The organism is Corallococcus sp. BB11-1, from assembly GCF_026626625.1.
GTDB lineage: Bacteria > Myxococcota > Myxococcia > Myxococcales > Myxococcaceae > Corallococcus > Corallococcus soli.
The window spans coordinates 1-18,823 of sequence record NZ_JAPNJY010000027.1 but is presented as its reverse complement, the minus strand read 5'-3'; the positions used below and the strand labels follow the sequence as shown (position 1 = coordinate 18,823).

Here is an 18,823-nt window from a genome sequence, read left to right as displayed (position 1 = left end):
GCGTGCGGGATGTCAGGCACCGGGAGGAGGCCGTGGAACCCTCCCGTGCCCCAGGGGGACCAGGATGGGGTGCGCCATGCGAAGGGGGAAGTCCACGGTACTTCCCGGCGACACCCGTCCTGGCCGTCCAGCTCAATAGCCGGTGGCGCGCGCGCGGCTGTTGAAGAACCGGCGCAGGCCGTAGGTGCCCAGGCCCGCGAGCAGCATCCGTCCGAAGGAGCCGCCCACGCCGCTCGACTGGCGTCCCCGGTAGCCGTAGCCGCTGGGACGACGGCCGAAGGAGCTGCGTCCCCGGTTCCAGGTGCTGCTCCGGCGGGATCCGCCAAACGCGGCCAGCAGGTTCGTAAGCAAAGCCATGGTGTCGCTCCGTGGGAAAGGGTGGATGCCGTCACGCCGTCGCGGGGATGGGACCCGTCGGGGCGCGCGTGCGTTGTAAAGTGGGCCTTCCTCCCCGGGACGACACCCTGTGTCGAAGAGGGGGCGCGGGCCGCCGTATCGCTGCCCGGTGGGCAGGCGGGCGGGCCTGTCCCACCTCGTCGGAGCAGGCGCTACGGAATCGCGTGGAGACTGGATGTCCGCCCCCCGGGTCCAGGTCTGGTGACCGGCTGCTCATCGAACGGCGGAACCGACTGCGTGGGTGTGAAGCGCACCGGGTTCCATCCCGGGCGGGCGTCTCCAGATTGTCAGGTGATGGCGCCTGTCCCTCCGGTCCCGGGCGCAATCACAGCCATGCTCAAGGGAAGTTCCGGGCTCCATGGCGGATCCGGTGAAGTCGTAGGAAGTGTCGCAGGCAGGTGACAGCATGCGTGGGGGGCCGTCATCCCTGTGGGGCGGGCCCCCACGTTCTTATTCGTGGCGGGACAGGGGAGGGTCGCATGGCGTCGGTGGACACGGACAGGCAGCAGCTCACGGCGTTGCTGGAGCAATACCGCGGCGGCTTCGAGGCGCTGGACGTCGCGAGGCTCCAGGCCCTCTGGGACCGGGAATATCCGCAGCTGCTCTACGTGGCGCAGGAGCGGGCCCGGCCCATCCGGGGATGGGTGGGCATCTCCCAGTACTACGACGCCCTGCGCACGCACCTGGCTCGGGCGGAGCGCATGACGTTGGACGACGTGGCGCTCGACGTGATGGGCGAGGTGGCCTTCGCCTTCTTCACGTACCACTTCGAGGGTGAGCGCGCGGACGGGGCGGGGCCGTTCACGAACGACGGGCGCGTGAGCTTCGTCTTCCACCGCAAGGCAGGGGAGTGGCGGGCCATCCACTACCACGAGTCCGCGCCGGGCCCCCGCTGAGCCGGGCCGCTCAGGCCTGGGGCACGAGCCGCTTCTCGCGCAGGAAGGCCACCGTGCGCGCCACGCCCTCTTCGACCGGGGTGGGGCGGAAGTCCAGCTCACGCTGGGCCTTGGCCGCGTTGACGTGGGCCTCCCAGCGCATGAAGGAGAGCTGGCCGGGCGCGACGAGCGGCGTGAAGGGGAACACGCGCGCGAGCGGCGCGGACACGCGGGCCAGGGCCTCCATCAGGAAGACGGGCGCAGTGGCCGGGGGCTTCCCGGCGCCAGCGGCCTGATGGATGGCGAGCGCCAGGTCCGCGTTGCTCATGTACCGGTCCGAGACGAGGTAGCGCTCGCCGTTGACGCCGCGCTCGGCGGCGGCGAGCTGCGCGTCGGTGAGGCCGTCCACGTAGACGCAGGACATGCCGCCCGGCGGGAGCAGCGGGGCCTTCTTGTTGAGCAACTGGATGAAGAAGGAGTTGAGGCCCACGTGCACGGGGCTGGGGCCGTAGACGGCGGACGGGTTGACGTAGACGACGTCCAGGCCCTGCTGGCGGATGGCCTCCACGGCGCGCTCGGCATCCTGCTTGGAGCGCTCGTAGGCGGTGGGCTTGGGGTGCGCGTCGATGTTGGCTTCGATGACCTCTCCGCCCCGGGGCGCGGCGAAGACGTCCATGGTGGAGGTGTAGACCACGCGGCGCACCTTCGCGGCGTGCGCGGCGGACAGCACGTTCACGCTGCCCTGGCGGTTCACCCGGTCGAAGATGGAGTCGTCGCGCTGCCACTGCTCGGGCATGCCCGCGGCGTGGAAGACGACGTCCACGCCCTGCATCGCGGCCGGCAGTGACGCGGGGGCGGTGATGTCCCCCTGGATGCATTGCACGTTGGACGGCAGCAGGGGGGCGGCCTTGCTGACATCCCGCACGAGCGCGCGGACGGAGTCCCCACGCTGCGCGAGCCGGTGGGCGATGGCATTGCCAATGAGGCCGGTGGCGCCGGTGACGAGGACGTTCATAAACCGGCTATACCTTGGAATGCTCTCTTGTTGGAGAACGTGGTGGAATGGCTACTTCGAGAAGATCCACTTGTCGATTGCGCGTTCCGCGAGCTGCTTAAGTAGTTGATACCAAGCACGCTCTCTTGCTGCCTCATCATTGAATGAGTGGGCAAGAGGGACAAGCACCTTGCGGTGTTGTCCCTTGCGACCATGCGCAATGCTGTTTCTGCGGAGATAAATTTCTCGCGCCAAGGCATCGGCAGTTGCGACATCAATGATGTTTTCTTGCTGAGCACCATCTAGGTCTTTTTGGTCAACAATCTCCGCCAAAACGCGGCGAAGAGACCATACGTCTTCTTTCTGGTGAATTGCTCTTATTTTCTGTAGGAGATCAATCCCGAGCAATAGTTTGTCGTGGCGCCAAGCGTCCACTGTAGCGCTTAGAGCCTGTTGAATTGGAGTGCTATGCGAGGCGGCGCAGCATGAGGCCGGTCATCGCGATGTGGATGAAGGTTTCGGACGAGTGCTCGTGACGCTCGTAGTCGCGAGCCAGGCGCCGCTGGCGCGTCAGCCACGCGTTGGTGCGCTCCACCACCCAGCGACGTTTCTGCACGACGAAGCCTTTGTCCTCCTCGGCGCGCCGGACGATCTCCACCTCCAATCCAGCCTCCTTCGCGGCATCCGCCACCACGGGCCCCTGGTAGCCCGCATCCGCCCAGACCTTGTTCAACGAGGGAAAGTCTTCGGAGGCACGTGGCAGCACCGCCCCTGCCGCGGCATCCCGGTCCTGCACGTCGGCGGTCGTCACCCAGGCCACGAGCACCAGTCCCAGCACATCCACGAGCAGGTGGCGCTTGCGCCCCTTCACCTGCTTGCCCGCGTCGTAGCCTCGGCTGTCGGCCTCCTCGGACGCCTTTACCGATTGGCTGTCCATGACTCCCGCCGTTGGCGCGAGCCCACGCCCTTGCGCCTGGCGCACTTGGCCGCGCAGCGCATCATGCACGCGCTTCCAGGTGCCATCCTTCTTCCACAGTCGAAAGTAGTGGTAGACGCTTTGCCAGTCGGGCAGGTCGTGCGGCAGGTAGCGCCACTGCACGCCCGTCCTCGTCACGTAAAGGATGGCATTCACCACCTCGCGGCGAGGATGCACCTGCTCCTTGGGGCCGCCACCGACGGCGCCAACGAACGGCTCAATGAGGGCCCACTGCTCGTCCGTCAGGTCGCTCGGATACGGCGTGCGCGAGGGCATTGGGAGGTCCGGCATCTTGTTCCTTCAACGCCCTGGCTCGCTCGCTCCATTTCAACAGGCTCTTAGAATGTCGTCAAAACAAGACTCCAGTACTCTGTAGTAGTAGAGGAATCCGGGGATGGGCGGTGATTCCAGTGCCCTATTGTAAAAGGCAATTGCTTCTGTGCGGTCCGTGCTTAGGAGGTTTTCAAACCTCATTGGACTGATGGGGTGTTCTAGGTCTAAGAGGCCCGGCATGCTTCCCGTGTCAGAGAAGGGACCAAAGGAAAGGGAGAGACCGGGGAACTTCTTACGGAGGTGATAGAGCGCTAGTTCTGCTGCGCCGCCGACCTGCTCCTTTTCGATATGTGAAATAACAATGGTTCTTATTGAGAAGGGCTCTTGGGCTCCTTTGTTGATCTCGGCCATGGGAGAGCCAACGAGTCGAACGAAAAGTTGAGAAGAATATCCGATAGTGGCTTCCATGTTTGCGGTAGTTGATATTCCATACAAGTCATCGGGCGTCGTCACTTGTTCGGGTGCTGGAATTTCATTGCAGTGAATGAGGATTTCGGCGGTGTTCCGAAAATAGAATCCTCCGTTGGGTAGCAGGTGGATTTTATTACTTAACGCGAATGATGCTGCGTCTTCTGGAGTGCTGACTTCTCGGAGGGCAACGAGAAGTCCATGGGTTACCTTCCAAGATAGACCGAGTCGATTGTCTTTCCACTCAAGATGTTTGTTGTTTATTCTCTCCAGTGACCACCAAGAGGGGGTTTCTGGGTCTCGACCAAATAGCTCTTGGGCTATCGTAGGGCCGTCTTTGTCGTTCAGGTCGTCTGGGAGCATTGGTTGGTCTATTTTCCCTTAGTGATAATTCTGGACCACTCCTCTAGGCTGGAGTTGCGGTTGCGGAAGTAGAGATTCCGGAGTTGTTGGAACGCCTGCCTACGCTCGGCGTCATTGGCGCTCTTGAAGTAGCGGACGGAGCGTTCAATTAATTCTTGCTTGGAATCTTTGTTGTTGATTCGGACCGGATTGTCTTTGTTGAAGGTCTTTTTTAGGATGTCGACCAAGTCGCTTTTGGTTGGGACGAATATGCCGTCTAGGAGCATTGCTTTGAATTCACGCGTTGTGGAGTCGAGTGTGCTGGTAGATGGGTAGGATTCTGTTGGTTCCTCAAAGGCAAGTGGATGTGAGGGAGGGGCCTCTGAGGGGGCTTGGAGGTACTCTATCCCCTTTAAAATTGTCAGCAGTCCGTGCTGGGTGTCGCCTTGGAAGTTTTCGGAAATGTATTTGTGGAGAGAGTTGATGGATTTGGGTTCAAGTCGAGCCGACAAGGCGAAAATTTCGGCGATTAGTGAGAATATTTGTGCTGTTGTCATGGCGAGGCTTTGGTTGGATTGAGTCTCGTGAGAAATTCGGTGACCAGGAACTCGATTTCAGAAGCATATCGACTGTTTGGTTCTGTGCGGAAGATGGGCAGTGTTCGCTTGGCGCTCCATGTGAATTTTGTTGATTGTGAGATGGTCGAACTGAAAATCGGATACTTGAGGCGAGTCGCTTCTTTTTGTATTTCGGCCATGCTTTCTTGTGTCATTATTAAGTTTGAGTTGGACATTGTGTAGACAATTCCTATGACGCTGAGTTCTTTGTTGAGAAAGTCGGCTCTTTTGCTTATTTCCTTGTTGTAGGTTTTTGTGATTATCCTGTGCAGGAGAGGGAGTCCGATTGTTGACAGGAACTCTGGCTTCATTGGTACTAGTACGTGGTCTGAAGCCTCGAAGCCGCCCATTAGCATTCGCGACACTGTTGGCGGACAATCGATTAGTACTATGTTGTAGTTGTTCTGGACTGATTCGATTAGCCAGCGAACTTGGTTGTTTTTGTGGACTTGGCCTCCCTCGAAGGCCAATAGGCTTAGTTCGAGCTTGGATGCGACTAGGTCTAGATATCCCTTTTCGCCTTTGTAGATTCGCTGAATGTATCGGTTGGGATCCTTCGGCGGGGCGTCTGTGGTGCGGGTCGCCTGGACGAACTCGTCATAAGAGCACCTAACAAATGTCAGGGTAGAGCCTGCGTAGGAGCATGACGCAGCAGCCAAGGACGAGGAAGCCGAAGTGGACATCGTCCCTGTGCTCGTCGCGGACCCGAAGCCTGCGCAGCTGGTTCTTCCAGGCCAGCGTACGCTCCACCACCCAGCGGTAGCGTCCCAGCCGCTCCTTGGACTCGACGCCAGGACGAGCGATGCGCGGAGTGATGCCGCGCAGGCGAAGTCCCCACCGGTTCTTCCTGGAGGCGTAGGCCTTGTCGCCGTGAAGCTTCCCAGGCCGCTGTCGCCGCTGCCCCGAAGGCATCCTCACCGCGGGCACGGAGTCGATGAGGGGGAAGAGTTCGTGCGTGTCGTGCACGTTGGCCGCTGTCACCGATTCGGTGAGCGGCAGACCGTGAGCCTCTACGAGAAGATGATGCTTGCTACCCGCCTTCGCTCTATCCGTCGGGCTTGGGCCCGTGAGGGCCCCCTTTTTGACGCCCGGACGGACGCGGAGTCGATGGAGACGTGGGAGAAGTCCACCTTGCCGCGAAGGCCCAGTTCATCCAAGAGCCGCGCTTGAAGCTGCTCCCACACGCCGGCTCGGGTCCATTCCTCCAACCTGCGCCAGGCCGTCATGCCCGACAGGCCGAACTGCTTGCGAGGCAGCATCTCCCACGGGATGCCGCTCCGGAGCACGAAGACGATGGCCTCCAGCGCCGCCCGGTCATCCGCCCGAGGGCGACCGGGCTTCTTCTTGGGCCGAGGCGGAGGCAGCAGGGGCGCCACGCGCTGCCAGAAAGCGTCGGGGACAAGTTCACGGACCATGTCCCACAAGCTGAGGATGCCCCTTGCCGCTGACCAGCCCAGTCCTGACTTTCGTTAGGTGTTCTAAGCCTCGACAATTGTCGACTTGGGCGGTGGTTCGGAGAGGTAGAGTTTTTGGTATGTGTGTTGAGAGATGAGGTACTGTGTCGCGTTGGCCTGTGGGTCGAGATCAATCAGTAGTGTTCGCTTGTCTTTGAAGTACGCGAGTCCATAAGCGAGATTTACGCAAAGTGTTGTTTTTCCTACGCCTCCCTTTAGGTTGACTACTGACGTGACGCGCGGATACTGTTGAGGGGGAGATGTTGAGGTCGGTGGATGGGGCATGGCGCGGGGTGCGGGTGCGGGGTTGTGGCTTGTGTCTGCTGAACACTGTGTTTCTCCGGAGTTTCTGGCCTCTCCTCGTGTGTGAGTATGTCGGGCGATGCGCCTCAGGGCGCTTGAAGGCGCCTTGAAGTGTAAAGTACCTGTTTCTATGCGACTAGAGTCTCTGGGGGAGTTCCTTGGGGATGGCTTTGTTCGTTCTGGCGAGGTTGAGGGTTTCTGACGTTGAGGGTTTCTCCGGACGAGCTGCCTCCCATGGTCTACGGCGTGCGGCTGCGGGTTGTCACGTCCTCTGTGTGCATTCTGTCCGCGTACCCGGTCAGCTCCACGTAGCCGCGCCCCTGCACGGGCTTGCCCTCCCGCGTGCCCTCCAGCGACACCGTGCCCTCCCAGTAGCGCACGCTCACCGGCAGCTCCTGGTTCTCAAGCCTGGGCGTCACCGTGAGGTCCAATGACAGCCGGGGCACCTGGAGGCGCCAGCGGGACGGGTACTTCGTCCCGCGCGGGCTCTTCCAGGTGTCGAGCACCTCCAGCTTCACGTCCTCGCGGCTCAGGTGCACGGCGTCACCCGAGGGCGGGTTCCAGGTGCCCGCGCTGAACGGATCCGCGCTCCCGTCCTTGTTGCGCAGCTGGTAGTTCATCAGCTCACCGCCGTCGGAGAGCTGGAGCGCGAACCAGTCCCAGCCCACCATGTCGGGGCCCAGCGCGCTGGTGCTCCACTCGCGGTCCATCCAGCTCTCGCCCTTCACGGACACCGTCTGTCCGTCCACGGACACGGTGCCCCGCGAGGGCATGCGGGTCAGGGAGTAGTAATAGGACGCGTTGCCCTTCTCCGGACCCTTCTGGCTCAGGCCCCGGTCGCCCTGGAGCACGGGCGGCTTGCCCTCGTCCATCACCAGGTCCAGCGCCACGCCGTCACCCTGCGCGCGCAGGCGCATGGGCCACGTGCCCGCGCCTTCGCTGCGCACGTCCCAGTCCTGAAGCCAGACATGGAAGGGGGCTCCCTCCGAACCCGCCAGCCCCAGGGCCGCGCGGCTGAAGCGCTCGGTGACGTGGAACCGCCCGGCGCTCACGTCCGTCACCGTGAAGTGCCCCATGAACACCTGCCGCGTGCCCCAGGCCGAGTCCCGGTCCTGCTTCCCTGGCGAGAGCGCGCTGCGGAACAGCGTGAACTGATAGCCGAAGGCCCGGCCGTCCTCCGTCTCCAGGTTCCCCGTCCAGTACCACCACTCGGTGCGGAAGTCGGGGTGGGGGCCGTGGTCCTCCGGGAAGCGGAAGGGCCGGAACTCCATGGCGCGCGCATACCCCTCCAGGCTGCCATTGCCTCCCAGGGCTCCCGCCACCGTCATGGTGCCGGAGCCGCCCTGGCCCGCCTCCTCCGTGTCCCGCATCACCACGCCCACCGCCACGCCGAGCACGGCCAGCACCAACCCCACGCCGATGACGAGTCCGCGGCCCATGTCTCATTCCTCCCGCAACGCCATCGCCGGATTCGCGCGCGCCATCCGCCACGCTGGGTACAGGCCCGCCAGCGCCGCCGCCACCAATGCCAGCAGCATCGCCTGTCCCACCACGCCGGGTGACACCACCAGTTGCAACGTCCACCCGAACGAGCGCTGGTTGATGACGTGCACCAGCACGTAGGCCAGCGCCAGCCCCAGCGGGATGGAGAACAACCCCGCGAGCAGTCCCAGCAAACCCGTCTGCAACGACACCATCCCCCAGAGCTGACCTGGCGTGAGCCCCGTCGCGCGCAGCACCGCGAACTCGCGCGCCCGCTCCAGTTGCAGGGACATGAGCGCGCTCAGGACGCCCACGAACGCGACGCCGATGGCCAGCAGGCGCAGCACCTGCGTGATGGTGAAGGTGCGGTCGAACACCTCCAGCGACGCTTGCCGCAGGGCCTTGTTCGCGCGCACGTTCAAGGCCTGCTCACCGCCCGCGCGGTCGCGCACGCGGGACACCAGCTCGTCCACGTCCTGGCCCGGCGCCGCGATGAGGGACAGGCCGCTCACGCCCCGGTCGTCGTACCAGTGCTCGTACGTGGCGCGCGGCATCATCACCGTCCCCACGTCCGAGCCGTAGTCGTAGTACACGCCCGCCACGCGGAAGTCGTGCGGGCCCCGGTCCGTGGACACGCGCAGCGTGTCGCCCGCGCGCACGCGGCGGTGGAAGGCGAAGGGCTCCGACACGAGCACCGCGTCCCGGGACGCGTCCACCCGCCGCCACACGTCCTCCGCGCGCCCCTCCTTGAAGCGGTAGGAGCGCTCGTGCCCCTTCGCGAAGTCGATGGCCAGCAGGTCCGTGTCCACGCCGTTGACGCGCACGTGCACCACGCGGATGGAGCCGCTCGCCGCGACCCCGGGCGTCGTGCGCAGCTTCTGCTCGAGCCCTGGCACCAGCGCGGAGTCCCCCCGCCGTGCCACCAGCGATGGCGGGGACACGAAGACGTCCGCTTGCAGCGCGGACTCCAGCCACGCCACCACCGTGCCCCGGAAGCTGGACACCATCAGCCCCACGCCCACCGTCGTCGCCACCGCGACCATCAGCGCCGCCAGCGCCACCGCCGTGCGCGACAGGCTGGCCGTCACCCCGCGCGCCGCCATGCGCCCCAGCGGACCGAACAGCGCGCCCAGGGGCCGCGCCGCCGCGGCGGTCAGCTTCTCCGTCACCCAGGGCACCAGCAGCGCGGCGCCCATCATCACGCCGAACAGCCCCGCGTACGCGGGCGTCAGCGCCTGCGTGGGCCACGCGAGCAGCCCCACGGAGAGGGCCAGCAACCCCAGGCCCTGCAACGCTCTCCGGGGGGCCTTGCGGTGGGATGCGTCCTCCACCGTCGAGCGCCGCAGCGCCGTCACCGGGGTCGCGTGCGCCGCCTCCCACGCGGGCACCAGCGCCGCCAGCACCGTGGCGCCCAGGCCCAACCCCAGGCCCTTGAACAGGGTGAAGGGCTCCAATGACAGACGGCGCACGTTCACCACGAAGTACAGGTCATTGATGGTGCGCGTGATGAGGCCCACGAGCCCGCTGGCCATCAGGATGCCCAGCAGCAGCCCCGCCGTGGTGCCCACGATGCCGAGCACCAGCGCCTCCCCCAGCACCAGCCCGAACAGCTCCCCGCGCGTCACGCCCACCGCGCGCAGCCGGCCCAGCATCCCGCGCCGCTGCACCACCGAGAACGTCATCGTGTTGTAGATGAGGAACATCCCCACCACGAGCGCCAGCAGCGACAGCGCGGTGAGGTTGGTGCGGAACGCCCGCGTCATCTGCTCCACCGTGCCCGCGCGCCCCGACGTCTGGACCAGCTCCGCGCCCTGGGGAAGCGCGGCCCTCAGCCGCGCGGCCTGCGCCTCTCCGTCCGTCAGCTTCAGGTCCACGCGCGTCAGCCGGCCCTGCTGGCCCAGCACCTCCTGCGCGGTGGAGAGGTCGCAGATGAGCAGCGACTCCAGCGCCTGCTCCGTCGTCTCCTGCGCCGGGGAGAGCAGGGCCGACACGCGCAGCTCCCGGCGCACCCCCATCACCGTCACCGGCAGCGTGTCCCCCGCCTTCACGCCCAGCACCCGCGCCGTCTTCGCGCCCATCACCACCGTGCCGGGCTTCGTGAGCAATTCGCCCACGTCCCCCACCGCGTTGCCCGTGGAGAAGTCGCGGAAGGGCGCCTCCTCGAACGGATCCAACCCCAGGAGCGTGAGCGTGCGGCGGTTGCCCGCCTCCACCTGCACGAAGCCCTGCACCACGGGCGCCGCCTCCGGCGCGTCCGGGCGCAGCTTCAGCGCCGTGTAGACGCCCTCGGGCAGGCCCGACGTGCCGCCCATGATTTGATGCGTGGCCCTGCCGGCGACGACGTCGGTGGACTGCTCGAAGGCGCGCAGCGCGCTGCCGCTCGCCAGGTCGATGGACACGACCACCGCCACGCCCATCGCGATGCCCAGCAGCGACAGGGCGGTGAGCCACGGGTGCCCGCCCAGGTGGCGCAGGCTGGAGCGCGCGAGCAGCGACTTCATGACGTCCCCCCGCGCGCGCCGCCGGGGCGCTCCACCAGCCGCCCGCCCTCCATCGTCAGCACCCGGTCCGCGCGGGCCGCCATCGCGGGCTCGTGCGTGACGATGAGCGCGCAGGCGTTGTCCTGGCGCGTGAGCCCCTCCAGCAGGTCCAGCACCTGCTTGCCCGTCTCCTCGTCCAGGTTGCCCGTGGGCTCGTCCGCCAGCAGCAGCGGCGGGGCGTGGGCCAGGGCGCGGGCCACCGCCACGCGCTGCTGCTCGCCGCCGGACAGCCGGTCCGGGAAGCTCTTCGCCCGGCCCTCCAGCCCCACGCGCGTCAGCAGCTCGTGCGCCCGCGCGCCGGCCTCCGCGCCCGTGCGCCCGAGCAGCTCCAAGGGCAGCCGCACGTTCTCCTCCACCGTCAGCGTGGGCAGCAGGTTGAAGGCCTGGAAGATGAAGCCCACGCGTTCGCGGCGCAGCAGGGTGCGCTCGCGCTCCTGCATGCGGCCCAGGTCGCGGCCCTCCACGAGGATTTCGCCCCGGGTCGCCTGGTCGATGCCGCTGATGAGGTTGAGCAGCGTGGACTTGCCGGAGCCGCTGCGGCCCAGCAGCACCACGAACTCGCCCCGGTGGAGGGTGAGCGACGTGCCGGACAGCACCTCGCGCACGGAGTCTCCCTCCGCGTAGGACTTGGTGACGGCGCGCAGTTCGACGAGGGGCCGCGAATCAGGAGGGGAGGAGTGCATGCCTGTCATCCGACATAACCGATGCCCGGTGCCCGGCAGCGTTTCCGCCGCCACCGGGCGGATGCCCTCTACTGGACGTCAGCAGCGGAAGGGATCGCCCGGCCCAGGACATCCGCGCCGGCCCCGCGTTGCTTTTCGTGCCATGCTGGCGCGGCTGGCGTTGAATGGCCGCCTCTTCTCGGTCAGGAGGCATCGGCTTTCAGGGAAGGGAGGGGGCACTCCGTGAACGAAGCCCAGGCTGTCTGGGGGGCAACGCCCGGCGGTGAGCCCCCCCGACTCCAGGAGCTGCTCCAGCAGCTCCCCGCCTTCTTCGGCCTCTATCGAGGGCCGACCCACGTCATCGAGTTCAGCACCGCCACGCGCCTGGGCCTGCTCGACGCGCGCGGACAGGTGGGTGTCCCCCTGCGTCAGGCCTGCCCCCAGTTGGACGGCGCGGGCTGGCACGACGCCTGGGACCGCGTCTTCACCACCGGGCAGGCCCTGCACCTGCGTGAGACCTCCTCCTCCGCCGCCGGCCCGGGCGACGACGCCTTCTTCTTCAACCTCTCCCTGCTGCCCCGCCTCGATGCCCAGGGGCAGGTGGAGGGCGTGCTCGCCTTCGCGGTGGACGTGACGGAGCTCGTGCGGACGCGCCGCGCCGCGTGGGCCACCGCGGCCTGGCGCACCGAACGGCTGCAGGCCATGACGGCCGCGCTCTCCGAGGCCCTCACCCCCGCGCAGGTGGTGGACGTGGCCGCGCGCGAAGGCGCCATCGCGCTGGGGGCCCTCACCGGCCTCGTGGTGGTGCCCACGTCGGAGTCCGCGGACGTCTTTGAACGCGTCGCCGCGCACGGCTTCTCCCCGGGCGACCTGGAGCGGGACGACTGGCGCCGCTTCGACGTCTCCGCCACCTGCCCGCTCACGGACGTGACGCGCACGCGCGAGCCTTGCGCGATGGGCTCCTGGACGGAGTGCATGGCGCGCTACCCGCGTCTGGGGCTGCTGCCCCGCACGCTGTCGCTGGTGGGGTGGGCCGCGGTGCCGCTGGTGAGCGGCGGGCGCGTGCTGGGCGCGCTGGGCCTGGGCTTCAGCGACGCGCGCGACTTCGACGAGGCGGAGCGCGCCTTCCTGCTGACGGTGGGCCGCCAGTGCGCGCAGGCGCTGGACCGCGCGCGGCTCTACGACGAGGAGCGCGCGGCCCGGGGCGCCGCGGAGGCCGCCAACCGCGCCAAGGACGCGTTCCTGGCCATGGTGTCCCACGAGCTGCGCACGCCGCTCACGTCCATCCTGGGCTGGTCGCAGATGCTGCGGCAGGGCCTGCTGGGCGAGGACAAGCGCCAGCGCGCGGTGCAGGCCATCGAACGCAACGCCCGCGCCCAGCGCCAGCTCATCGAGGACCTGCTGGACATCAGCCGCATCGCCAACGGGCGGCTGCGCCTGGAGCCCGTGCCGCTGGAGCTGGGGCGCGTGGTGGACGCGGCGCTGGACGCGGTGCGGCCCACGGCGCTCGCGCGCGAGCTGCGCCTGGAGGTCTCCGTGGACGCGGACGGCGTGCCGCTGTTCGGCGACCCGGACCGGCTCCAGCAGGTGGTGTGGAACCTGCTCGCCAACGCCATCAAGTTCACCCCGCCCGGGGGCTGCGTGTCGGTGTCCGCGCGCACGCGCGACGAGGGCGCGGAGCTGGTGGTGAAGGACGACGGCGAGGGCATCCCCACCGACTTCGTGCCCTTCCTCTTCCAGCGCTTCCACCAGGCGGACACCAGCGTCAGCCGCCAGCACGGCGGCCTGGGCCTGGGCCTGTCCATCGTCCGCCACCTGGTGGAGCTGCACGGCGGCACCGTGTCCGCGGCCAGCGAAGGGCCGGGCCGGGGCTCCACCTTCACCGTCTTCCTGCCCCGCTCCCGCGTGGGCTCCACGCCGGGCGCGACGCGCGAGCCGCGCCCGCTGGAGGGCATGACGCTGCCGCGCTTCCCGGAGCTGGAGGGCCAGCGCGTGCTGGTGGTGGACGGCGCGCCGGACGCGCGCGAATGGATGTCCGTGCTGCTCACCCGCGTGGGGGCCCACGTCCTCACCGCCACCAACGTCACCGACGCGATGGACGAGGTGCGCCGCGCCCCGCCCACCGTGCTGGTGACGGACGTGGCGCTGTCGGGCGAGGACGGCTATTCGCTCCTGTACCGGCTGCGCGCGCTGCCCTGGGAGTCCGGCGGCGGCGTGCCCGCGCTGGCCGTCACCGCCGCCGCCCGCCGCGAGGACCGGGACCGGGCCTTGCGCGCGGGCTTCAGCGCGTTCGTCACCAAGCCCCTGGACGCGGTGGAGCTGCTCACGGCGGTGGCGCGCCTTGCGCCTCCCATCCCGCCGCGCCCCTGAAGTCGTCCCGCGTGTCTTCCGGAGCCTCCGTCGGCCCGCGCCAGCGCTCCAGGAAGTCCCCCACCTCCGTGGCCAGCCGGGGCCCTGCCACGTCGCGCGGGATGATGTGGAAGCCCTCCCGGTAGTTCACCAGCCGCACCGCCGGGGCCGCCGTCAACCGCCGCACCAGCCAGCGTCCGCCTTCGGGGTCCACCACGTGGTCCTGCTCCGCGGTCGCCACCAGCACCGGGCAGCGCACCCGGGGCGCGTCCGCCACCGCCAGGTCCTGGAGCGTGCACAGGTCCCTCAGGCGGGCCACCGGGAAGGCCGGCAGCACCGGCGCCTGGGAGAGCACCTGGAGGTCGGAGATGTCCGTGCCGCCCTTGTCCACCCACGGCGTCGTCCATTGGAGCAGCGGCGTGCGCACCAGCTGGCGCACCAGCGCCATGCGCGGCCCCCGGAAGCGCACCGCGGGCGCCACCAGCGCCAGCCCCCGCACGCGGTCCGGGTGGTGCGCGGCCAGCCGCAGCGCCAGCAGGGCCCCCATGGACAGCCCCGCCACGAACACGCGGCGGTGGCCCTCCCGGCACAGGGCCGTCAGCGCGTCCTCCGCGGCGTCCTGCCAGTCGTGGTGGTCCACGTCCAGCAGGGCCTCGGGCGTGGTGCCGTGGCCCGGGAGCCGGGGCGCCACGACGCGCATCCCCCGCGCCGCCAGGGCCTCACCCAGGGGACGGACCTCCCACGGGCTGCCCGTGAAGCCGTGCAGCAGCAGGCAGGCGTCCGGGCCGCGACCCAGCGTGAAGGCCGCCGTGGCGTCCCCGTCGATGTCCCGCCAGCGCGTGCTCACCCGGTGGACACTGGCCATGACGGGCCCCAGGCGCTATGCCGCCTGCCTCATGGCGGACACTCCGAAACCCCCGGACATGCAGCTTCAGGTGCAGATGGACGACGAGGTCGCCAACGGCCAGTACTCCAACATGGCGTTGGTGAACCACACGGAGACGGAGTTCGTGTTGGACTTCCTCTTCGTCCAGCCGCAGCAGCCCCTGGCGCGCGTGCGCTCGCGCATCATCACCAGCCCGCGCCACCTCAAGCGGCTGCTGGGCGTCCTCCAGGAGAACCTGCGGCGCCACGAGGAGCGCTTCGGCCCCATCCTGCTGAGCGAGGACGAGGGCCCCCGGCACTGACCCGCTCCCACCCCGGAGGGTGGGGTCCACTTTGACTTTCCCTGCGCCCGTTCCCGGCGCACACTGGGGGCACCGTGCTCCGTGCCTGCGTGTTCATCGCCGTCCTGCTGTATGCCGCCTCCGCCTCCGCCCAGTGCACCGGGGACGGCGTCCAGCTGTATCCAGCCCCCGGGGGCATCGTCCCCACCAACATGCGCCTCTTGCTGGAGGGGGTGGGCACGGCGCGCTCGCCCGTGCTGGGCCTGGTGGGCAAGCCGCTGCGGCTGGAGGCGGACGGCCACGACGTGAAGCTCAAGGTCATCAAGGGCTGGGAGAGCACCCTGGGCCGCGCCGTCATCATCCTCAAGCTGGCGGAGCCCATGCAGCCCGACAAGCGCTACCTGCTGCGGCTGGACGAGGTGCTGCCCGGCGTGCCGGTGCTCAACGGCCGCCCTGGCGTCCAGCCCTCGTGGCTCAGCGGCAAGGGCCCGGACGTCAAGGCGCCCAAGTGGGTGAAGAAGCCCGCCGTGTCGGAGGGCTTCGTGCGCCGCTCGCCCCAGGGCATCGCGCGGTTCGTGAAGCTGAACCTCGCCATGCGGGAAGAGAGCCCCGCCTTCCTGGTGGTGAAGCTGGCCCCGCGCCGGCTGGGCGTCAGCCCCCAGCAGTACCTGCTGCCCATCCAGTCCAACACCGCTTATCTGGGCCATGAGGCCTGCGGTGGGGCGTTCGCGCTGGAGGACGGCCGCAGCTACCGCGCCCGCATCGAGGCCTTCGACGCGGCGGGCAACCTGGCGCCGTCCACGCCGCCGGTGGACTTCGAGGCCCCGTCCGCCCAGGGGCCCTAGTAGCATCCGCGCCCGTTCGTACCGCACGGGAGACAACGGGCACATGACGGCGACGGTGGACGTGGAGGGGATGAAGGGGCGCATGACGGCCTTCATCCAGAAGCTCCAGGACGACATCTGCGGCGCGCTGGAGACGCTGGACGGGCAGGGTCGCTTCCGCGAGGACGCGTGGAGCCGCCCGGGCGGCGGTGGCGGTCGCAGCCGCGTGCTGGAGGAGGGCGCCGTCCTGGAGAAGGCGGGCGTCAACACCTCCATCGTGTACGGCGAGCTGGAGGAGGCCTTCGCGAAGAAGCTCCAGGGCGAGGGGCGCTCCTTCTGGGCCGGCGGCCTGTCGCTGGTGCTGCACCCCCGAAGCCCGCACGTGCCCACCGTGCACGCCAACTACCGCTTCATCCAGCAGGGCGCGCGCGCGTGGTTCGGCGGCGGCGCGGACCTGACGCCGTACTACCTGCACGACGAGGACGCCGCGCACTTCCACCGCGTGCACAAGGCCGCGTGCGACGCGCACGACGCCACGTACTACCCGCGCTTCAAGGCCGCGTGCGACACGTACTTCCACGTGCGCCACCGGGGCGAGGCGCGCGGCGTGGGCGGCCTCTTCTTCGAGAACATGGGCGGCGACCTGGAGCGCGAGTTCGCCTTCGTGCAGGACTGTGGCAACGCCTTCATCCCCGCGTACCTGCCCATCGCCCAGCGGCGCAAGGACACGCCGGTGACGGACGCGCAGCGCTTCTGGCAGGAGGTGCGCCGGGGCCGCTACGTGGAGTTCAACCTCGTCTATGACCGGGGCACCATCTTCGGCCTGGAGACGCAGGGGCGCACGGAGTCCATCCTCATGTCCCTGCCGCCGCGCGTGCGCTGGCGCTACGACCACCACCCGGAGCCCGGCACCCCGGAGGCCCGGCTGGAAGAGGTGCTGCGCAACCCCCGGGAGTGGGCCTGATGCCGCCGCCGCTCCCTGCCGTCCCGCCGTCCCGTCGCAGCAGGGCGGTGGTCGTGGGCCTCGTCGGCGCGGTGGTGGCGGGCGCGGCCATGGCCCTGCTGCTCATCTTCACGGGGCCCACCCGCTCCGGGGGCCGCGCCTCGCCCGAGGAGCTGACCCAGGAGGCGCGCATCCAGGTGCTGGCGCTGTGCGACGCCGTGCAGGCGCACCGGGACGAGCACGGCGACTACCTGCCCATCGCGCCGTTTCCCGTCCCCGTGCCCCGGGGCGGCGAGGCGGTGCCCTTCGCCCAGGACCACGAGGACTTCCTCCGCATCGGCTTCGCGCCGGGCGCCACCGTGCACTTCCAGTACGAGGTGACGGTGCAGGAGAGCCCCGTGGGCGAGCCGGAGGTGTCCTGCCTCGCCCGCGCGGACGCGGACGGCGACGGCCTCAACGCCGTCTACCGCATCCGTCTGGATGCCAACGGAATGACCAGCCCCATGGAAGTGGAGCGGGAGGGCGAGTAGGGCCCCCCATGCAACTCCGGGTTCTCGATGTGAGAGAATCCGGGGGATGGGAAACGTCGGCGACATTCGCGGTCCCCGAGGGGGGCCGGACCCCCGCACCGGGCCTCGCACCGACGCGGGGCCCGCCCCGGCGCCCGTCACGGGCCCCGTCCCATCCCCCTTCCAGGACGACGGGATGGAGCCCTCAACCGGCGGCGAGGGGCTCCCCGGGGGCTCCCCCGGTGGTGAGGGCCCGGAGGCCGGCGCGCTCCCGGAGGGGGCGGAGGTCGGGCCCCAGTCGCTCCGCGTCCCGCTGCCCAGGCCCGGTGGCCCCGGCACGCCGCGCGGTCCCGGCGCGCCCCGGGGTCCCCGCGCGGAGCCCGGCACCGGCTTCGAGCCGCCCCGCGCGCCGGGCGCCCCGCCGCAGCAGCGCAAGGTGAAGGACGGCTTCCGGACGCCGGAGCAGCCCACCTCCGCCAGCCCCTACCTGGGCGCGGGCGAGGCGCGCGGCCCGGTGCTGGACGTGGAGTCGCTGGTGCCCGGCGACCTTCAGGGCCTGGAAGACTCTCCCGCCGTGGCGAAGCGCTTCGCCTCGGACGGCGCGCTCCTGTTCGCCCAGGTGCGGCCCGCGTCGCTGCCCTCGTCGGAGCGGGTGGCCCGCCTGTGGACCTTCTTCGCCGCCTACGCGGAGGCCGCCGCCCGGCACCCGCCCACCCCGGAGGGCAAGGCCGCCTTCGCCCAGGCGCTGAAGGACCAGGGCTTCGCCCAGCTCCAGGACCCCTCCACCGGCCAGACGGGCGTGGAGGCAGGGCTCTGGGTGCTGGATGCGCCCTCGCCCGAGGAGGCCCGCGAGCGCGCGAAGGACGTCCAGCTGGAGCCCCCGCCCGACGTGCGGCACTCCGAACAGGCCGCCCCCATGACGCCGGGGCTCTACCAGCCGATGCCCAGGCCGTTCATCCGCCGGGACGAGCACGGCCAGCCCCTGCCGCCGGGCGACCCGGACCGGCGCGGCGGCTCCGATGGGAAGCTTGGCGGGCGGATGTTCTGGAACGTGCTCCACCGCTTCCGGGCCGGCCCGGAGGAGGAGGACGCCCTCGCCGAAGGGCAGTGGGACCGGATGGTCTTCGGGGCGGTGCTGGCCATCACGGGCGTCGCGCTGGCGGTCATCGCCCTGGTCAGCTCCCTCTAAAGCAGGGAGGTTGTTCGGAAGACTTGGGGTTATGGCGGCTTGTGTTACGGTGCCGCACTCCCTTGGCCACCGACGACCTTACACTCGTCAAGCGCGTCCGCAGCGGCGACCAGCGCGCTTTCAAACTCCTCGTCGAGCGTTACCAGCGCAAGGTGTACGCCGTTGCGCTGGGCATGCTGAAGGACAAGGAGGAAGCGATGGACGTCTCCCAGGAGGCGTTCGTCAAGGTCTACAAGTACCTGGACCACTTCAAGGGCGACGCCTCGTTCTACACGTGGCTCTACCGCATCACGTCGAACATCTGCATCGACGTGCTCCGCAAGCGGCGGGGCGGCGGTGAGGCCGTGGAGTTCGACGAGTCCCAGGACATGGACCTCTCCGAGGCCCGCATCGGAGCGCTCGGCAGCCGCCTGGGGACCAATCCCCAGAAGAGCGCCCTGCGCAAGGAGCTGGCGGAAGAA

20 protein-coding genes and 1 pseudogene are annotated in these 18,823 nt (G+C 68.6%); 8 read left to right on the top strand and 13 right to left on the bottom strand.

The genetic code is table 11. The features are described 5' to 3' along the window. Positions 1-132 precede the first annotated feature (132 nt). Positions 133-357, bottom strand: coding sequence for a hypothetical protein (locus OV207_RS21335; RefSeq protein ID WP_267556964.1), 225 nt, complete (start codon positions 355-357; stop codon positions 133-135). 518 nt (positions 358-875) lie between these two features. Between OV207_RS21335 and OV207_RS21330 the strand changes: the two genes are divergently transcribed. After that, positions 876-1,292, top strand: a complete 417-nt coding sequence (locus tag OV207_RS21330; protein ID WP_193349544.1) for a YybH family protein — start codon at positions 876-878, stop codon at positions 1,290-1,292. A gap of 10 nt (positions 1,293-1,302) precedes the next feature. Here OV207_RS21330 and OV207_RS21325 read toward each other — a convergent pair whose 3' ends face one another. The 11 genes and pseudogenes from OV207_RS21325 to OV207_RS21275 all read right to left on the bottom strand — a co-directional run bounded on the left by OV207_RS21325 (position 1,303) and on the right by OV207_RS21275 (position 11,403). After that, positions 1,303-2,286 carry an SDR family NAD(P)-dependent oxidoreductase gene (locus OV207_RS21325; RefSeq protein ID WP_267556963.1) on the bottom strand — a complete coding sequence of 328 codons (984 nt, stop codon included), beginning with the start codon at positions 2,284-2,286 and terminating at the stop codon, positions 1,303-1,305. Positions 2,287-2,337: 51 nt separating this feature from the next. Further along, positions 2,338-2,700: a hypothetical protein gene (locus OV207_RS21320; protein WP_267556962.1), complete on the bottom strand. Its 363-nt coding sequence runs from the start codon at positions 2,698-2,700 to the stop codon at positions 2,338-2,340. A gap of 31 nt (positions 2,701-2,731) precedes the next feature. Then, positions 2,732-3,517: an IS5 family transposase gene (locus OV207_RS21315; protein ID WP_267556961.1), complete on the bottom strand. Its 786-nt coding sequence runs from the start codon at positions 3,515-3,517 to the stop codon at positions 2,732-2,734. Positions 3,518-3,568: 51 nt separating this feature from the next. Continuing rightward, positions 3,569-4,345 (bottom strand): hypothetical protein, encoded by a 777-nt coding sequence (locus OV207_RS21310; protein WP_267556959.1) that lies wholly within the window; start codon positions 4,343-4,345, stop codon positions 3,569-3,571. 8 nt (positions 4,346-4,353) lie between these two features. Further along, entirely contained in the window at positions 4,354-4,881 is a 528-nt protein-coding gene (locus OV207_RS21305; protein ID WP_267556958.1) for a hypothetical protein, read from the bottom strand. Beyond that, positions 4,878-5,624, bottom strand: a complete 747-nt coding sequence (locus OV207_RS21300; protein WP_267556956.1) for a ParA family protein — start codon at positions 5,622-5,624, stop codon at positions 4,878-4,880. Before OV207_RS21300 ends, OV207_RS21305 begins: the two co-directional genes overlap by 4 nt. Beyond that, a protein-coding gene (locus OV207_RS21295; RefSeq protein ID WP_420715251.1) for an IS5 family transposase occupies positions 5,551-6,356 on the bottom strand; the annotation gives its coding sequence in 2 pieces (ribosomal slippage) (positions 5,551-6,011 and positions 6,011-6,356; 807 coding nt in all). Before OV207_RS21295 ends, OV207_RS21300 begins: the two co-directional genes overlap by 74 nt. Before the next feature lie 144 nt (positions 6,357-6,500). Further along, positions 6,501-6,680: pseudogene (locus tag OV207_RS21290) on the bottom strand (ParA family protein); the annotation flags it as partial. Between the two features lie 257 nt (positions 6,681-6,937). After that, on the bottom strand, positions 6,938-8,137 hold the full coding sequence (locus tag OV207_RS21285; protein ID WP_267556954.1) for a lipocalin-like domain-containing protein: 1,200 nt from the start codon (positions 8,135-8,137) through the stop codon (positions 6,938-6,940). 3 nt (positions 8,138-8,140) lie between these two features. Continuing rightward, positions 8,141-10,681 carry an ABC transporter permease gene (locus OV207_RS21280; protein ID WP_267556953.1) on the bottom strand — a complete coding sequence of 847 codons (2,541 nt, stop codon included), beginning with the start codon at positions 10,679-10,681 and terminating at the stop codon, positions 8,141-8,143. Further along, positions 10,678-11,403: an ABC transporter ATP-binding protein gene (locus OV207_RS21275; RefSeq protein ID WP_267556952.1), complete on the bottom strand. Its 726-nt coding sequence runs from the start codon at positions 11,401-11,403 to the stop codon at positions 10,678-10,680. Before OV207_RS21275 ends, OV207_RS21280 begins: the two co-directional genes overlap by 4 nt. A 222-nt stretch (positions 11,404-11,625) precedes the next feature. On the opposite strand from OV207_RS21275, the gene OV207_RS21270 reads away from it, so the two are divergent. Continuing rightward, entirely contained in the window at positions 11,626-13,752 is a 2,127-nt protein-coding gene (locus OV207_RS21270; protein WP_267556950.1) for a hybrid sensor histidine kinase/response regulator, read from the top strand. Here the strand turns inward: OV207_RS21270 and OV207_RS21265 are convergent. After that, a complete protein-coding gene (locus OV207_RS21265; RefSeq protein ID WP_267556994.1) occupies positions 13,706-14,557 on the bottom strand; it encodes an alpha/beta hydrolase in 852 nt (283 codons plus the stop codon). The two genes, OV207_RS21270 and OV207_RS21265, sit on opposite strands and share 47 nt — an antisense overlap. Positions 14,558-14,627: 70 nt before the next feature. Here OV207_RS21265 and OV207_RS21260 point away from each other — a divergent pair, with 70 nt between their 5' ends. From OV207_RS21260 to OV207_RS21235, 6 genes are all read left to right on the top strand, one after another. Then, positions 14,628-14,918 (top strand): DUF3467 domain-containing protein, encoded by a 291-nt coding sequence (locus OV207_RS21260; RefSeq protein WP_193428165.1) that lies wholly within the window; start codon positions 14,628-14,630, stop codon positions 14,916-14,918. A gap of 74 nt (positions 14,919-14,992) precedes the next feature. After that, entirely contained in the window at positions 14,993-15,742 is a 750-nt protein-coding gene (locus OV207_RS21255) for a hypothetical protein (protein ID WP_267556949.1), read from the top strand. A gap of 43 nt (positions 15,743-15,785) precedes the next feature. After that, positions 15,786-16,685: an oxygen-dependent coproporphyrinogen oxidase gene (gene hemF, locus OV207_RS21250; protein ID WP_193428114.1), complete on the top strand. Its 900-nt coding sequence runs from the start codon at positions 15,786-15,788 to the stop codon at positions 16,683-16,685. Further along, complete coding sequence (locus tag OV207_RS21245) at positions 16,685-17,194, top strand: hypothetical protein (protein WP_267556948.1); 510 nt, start codon at positions 16,685-16,687, stop codon at positions 17,192-17,194. The genes hemF and OV207_RS21245 overlap by 1 nt, the downstream gene beginning before the upstream one ends. A gap of 175 nt (positions 17,195-17,369) precedes the next feature. Then, positions 17,370-18,362, top strand: coding sequence for an Immediate early protein ICP0 (locus OV207_RS21240; protein ID WP_267556947.1), 993 nt, complete (start codon positions 17,370-17,372; stop codon positions 18,360-18,362). Between the two features lie 62 nt (positions 18,363-18,424). Further along, positions 18,425-18,823, top strand: a 399-nt coding sequence (locus OV207_RS21235) for an RNA polymerase sigma factor (RefSeq protein ID WP_267556946.1), incomplete at its 3' end; no start/stop codon positions are given.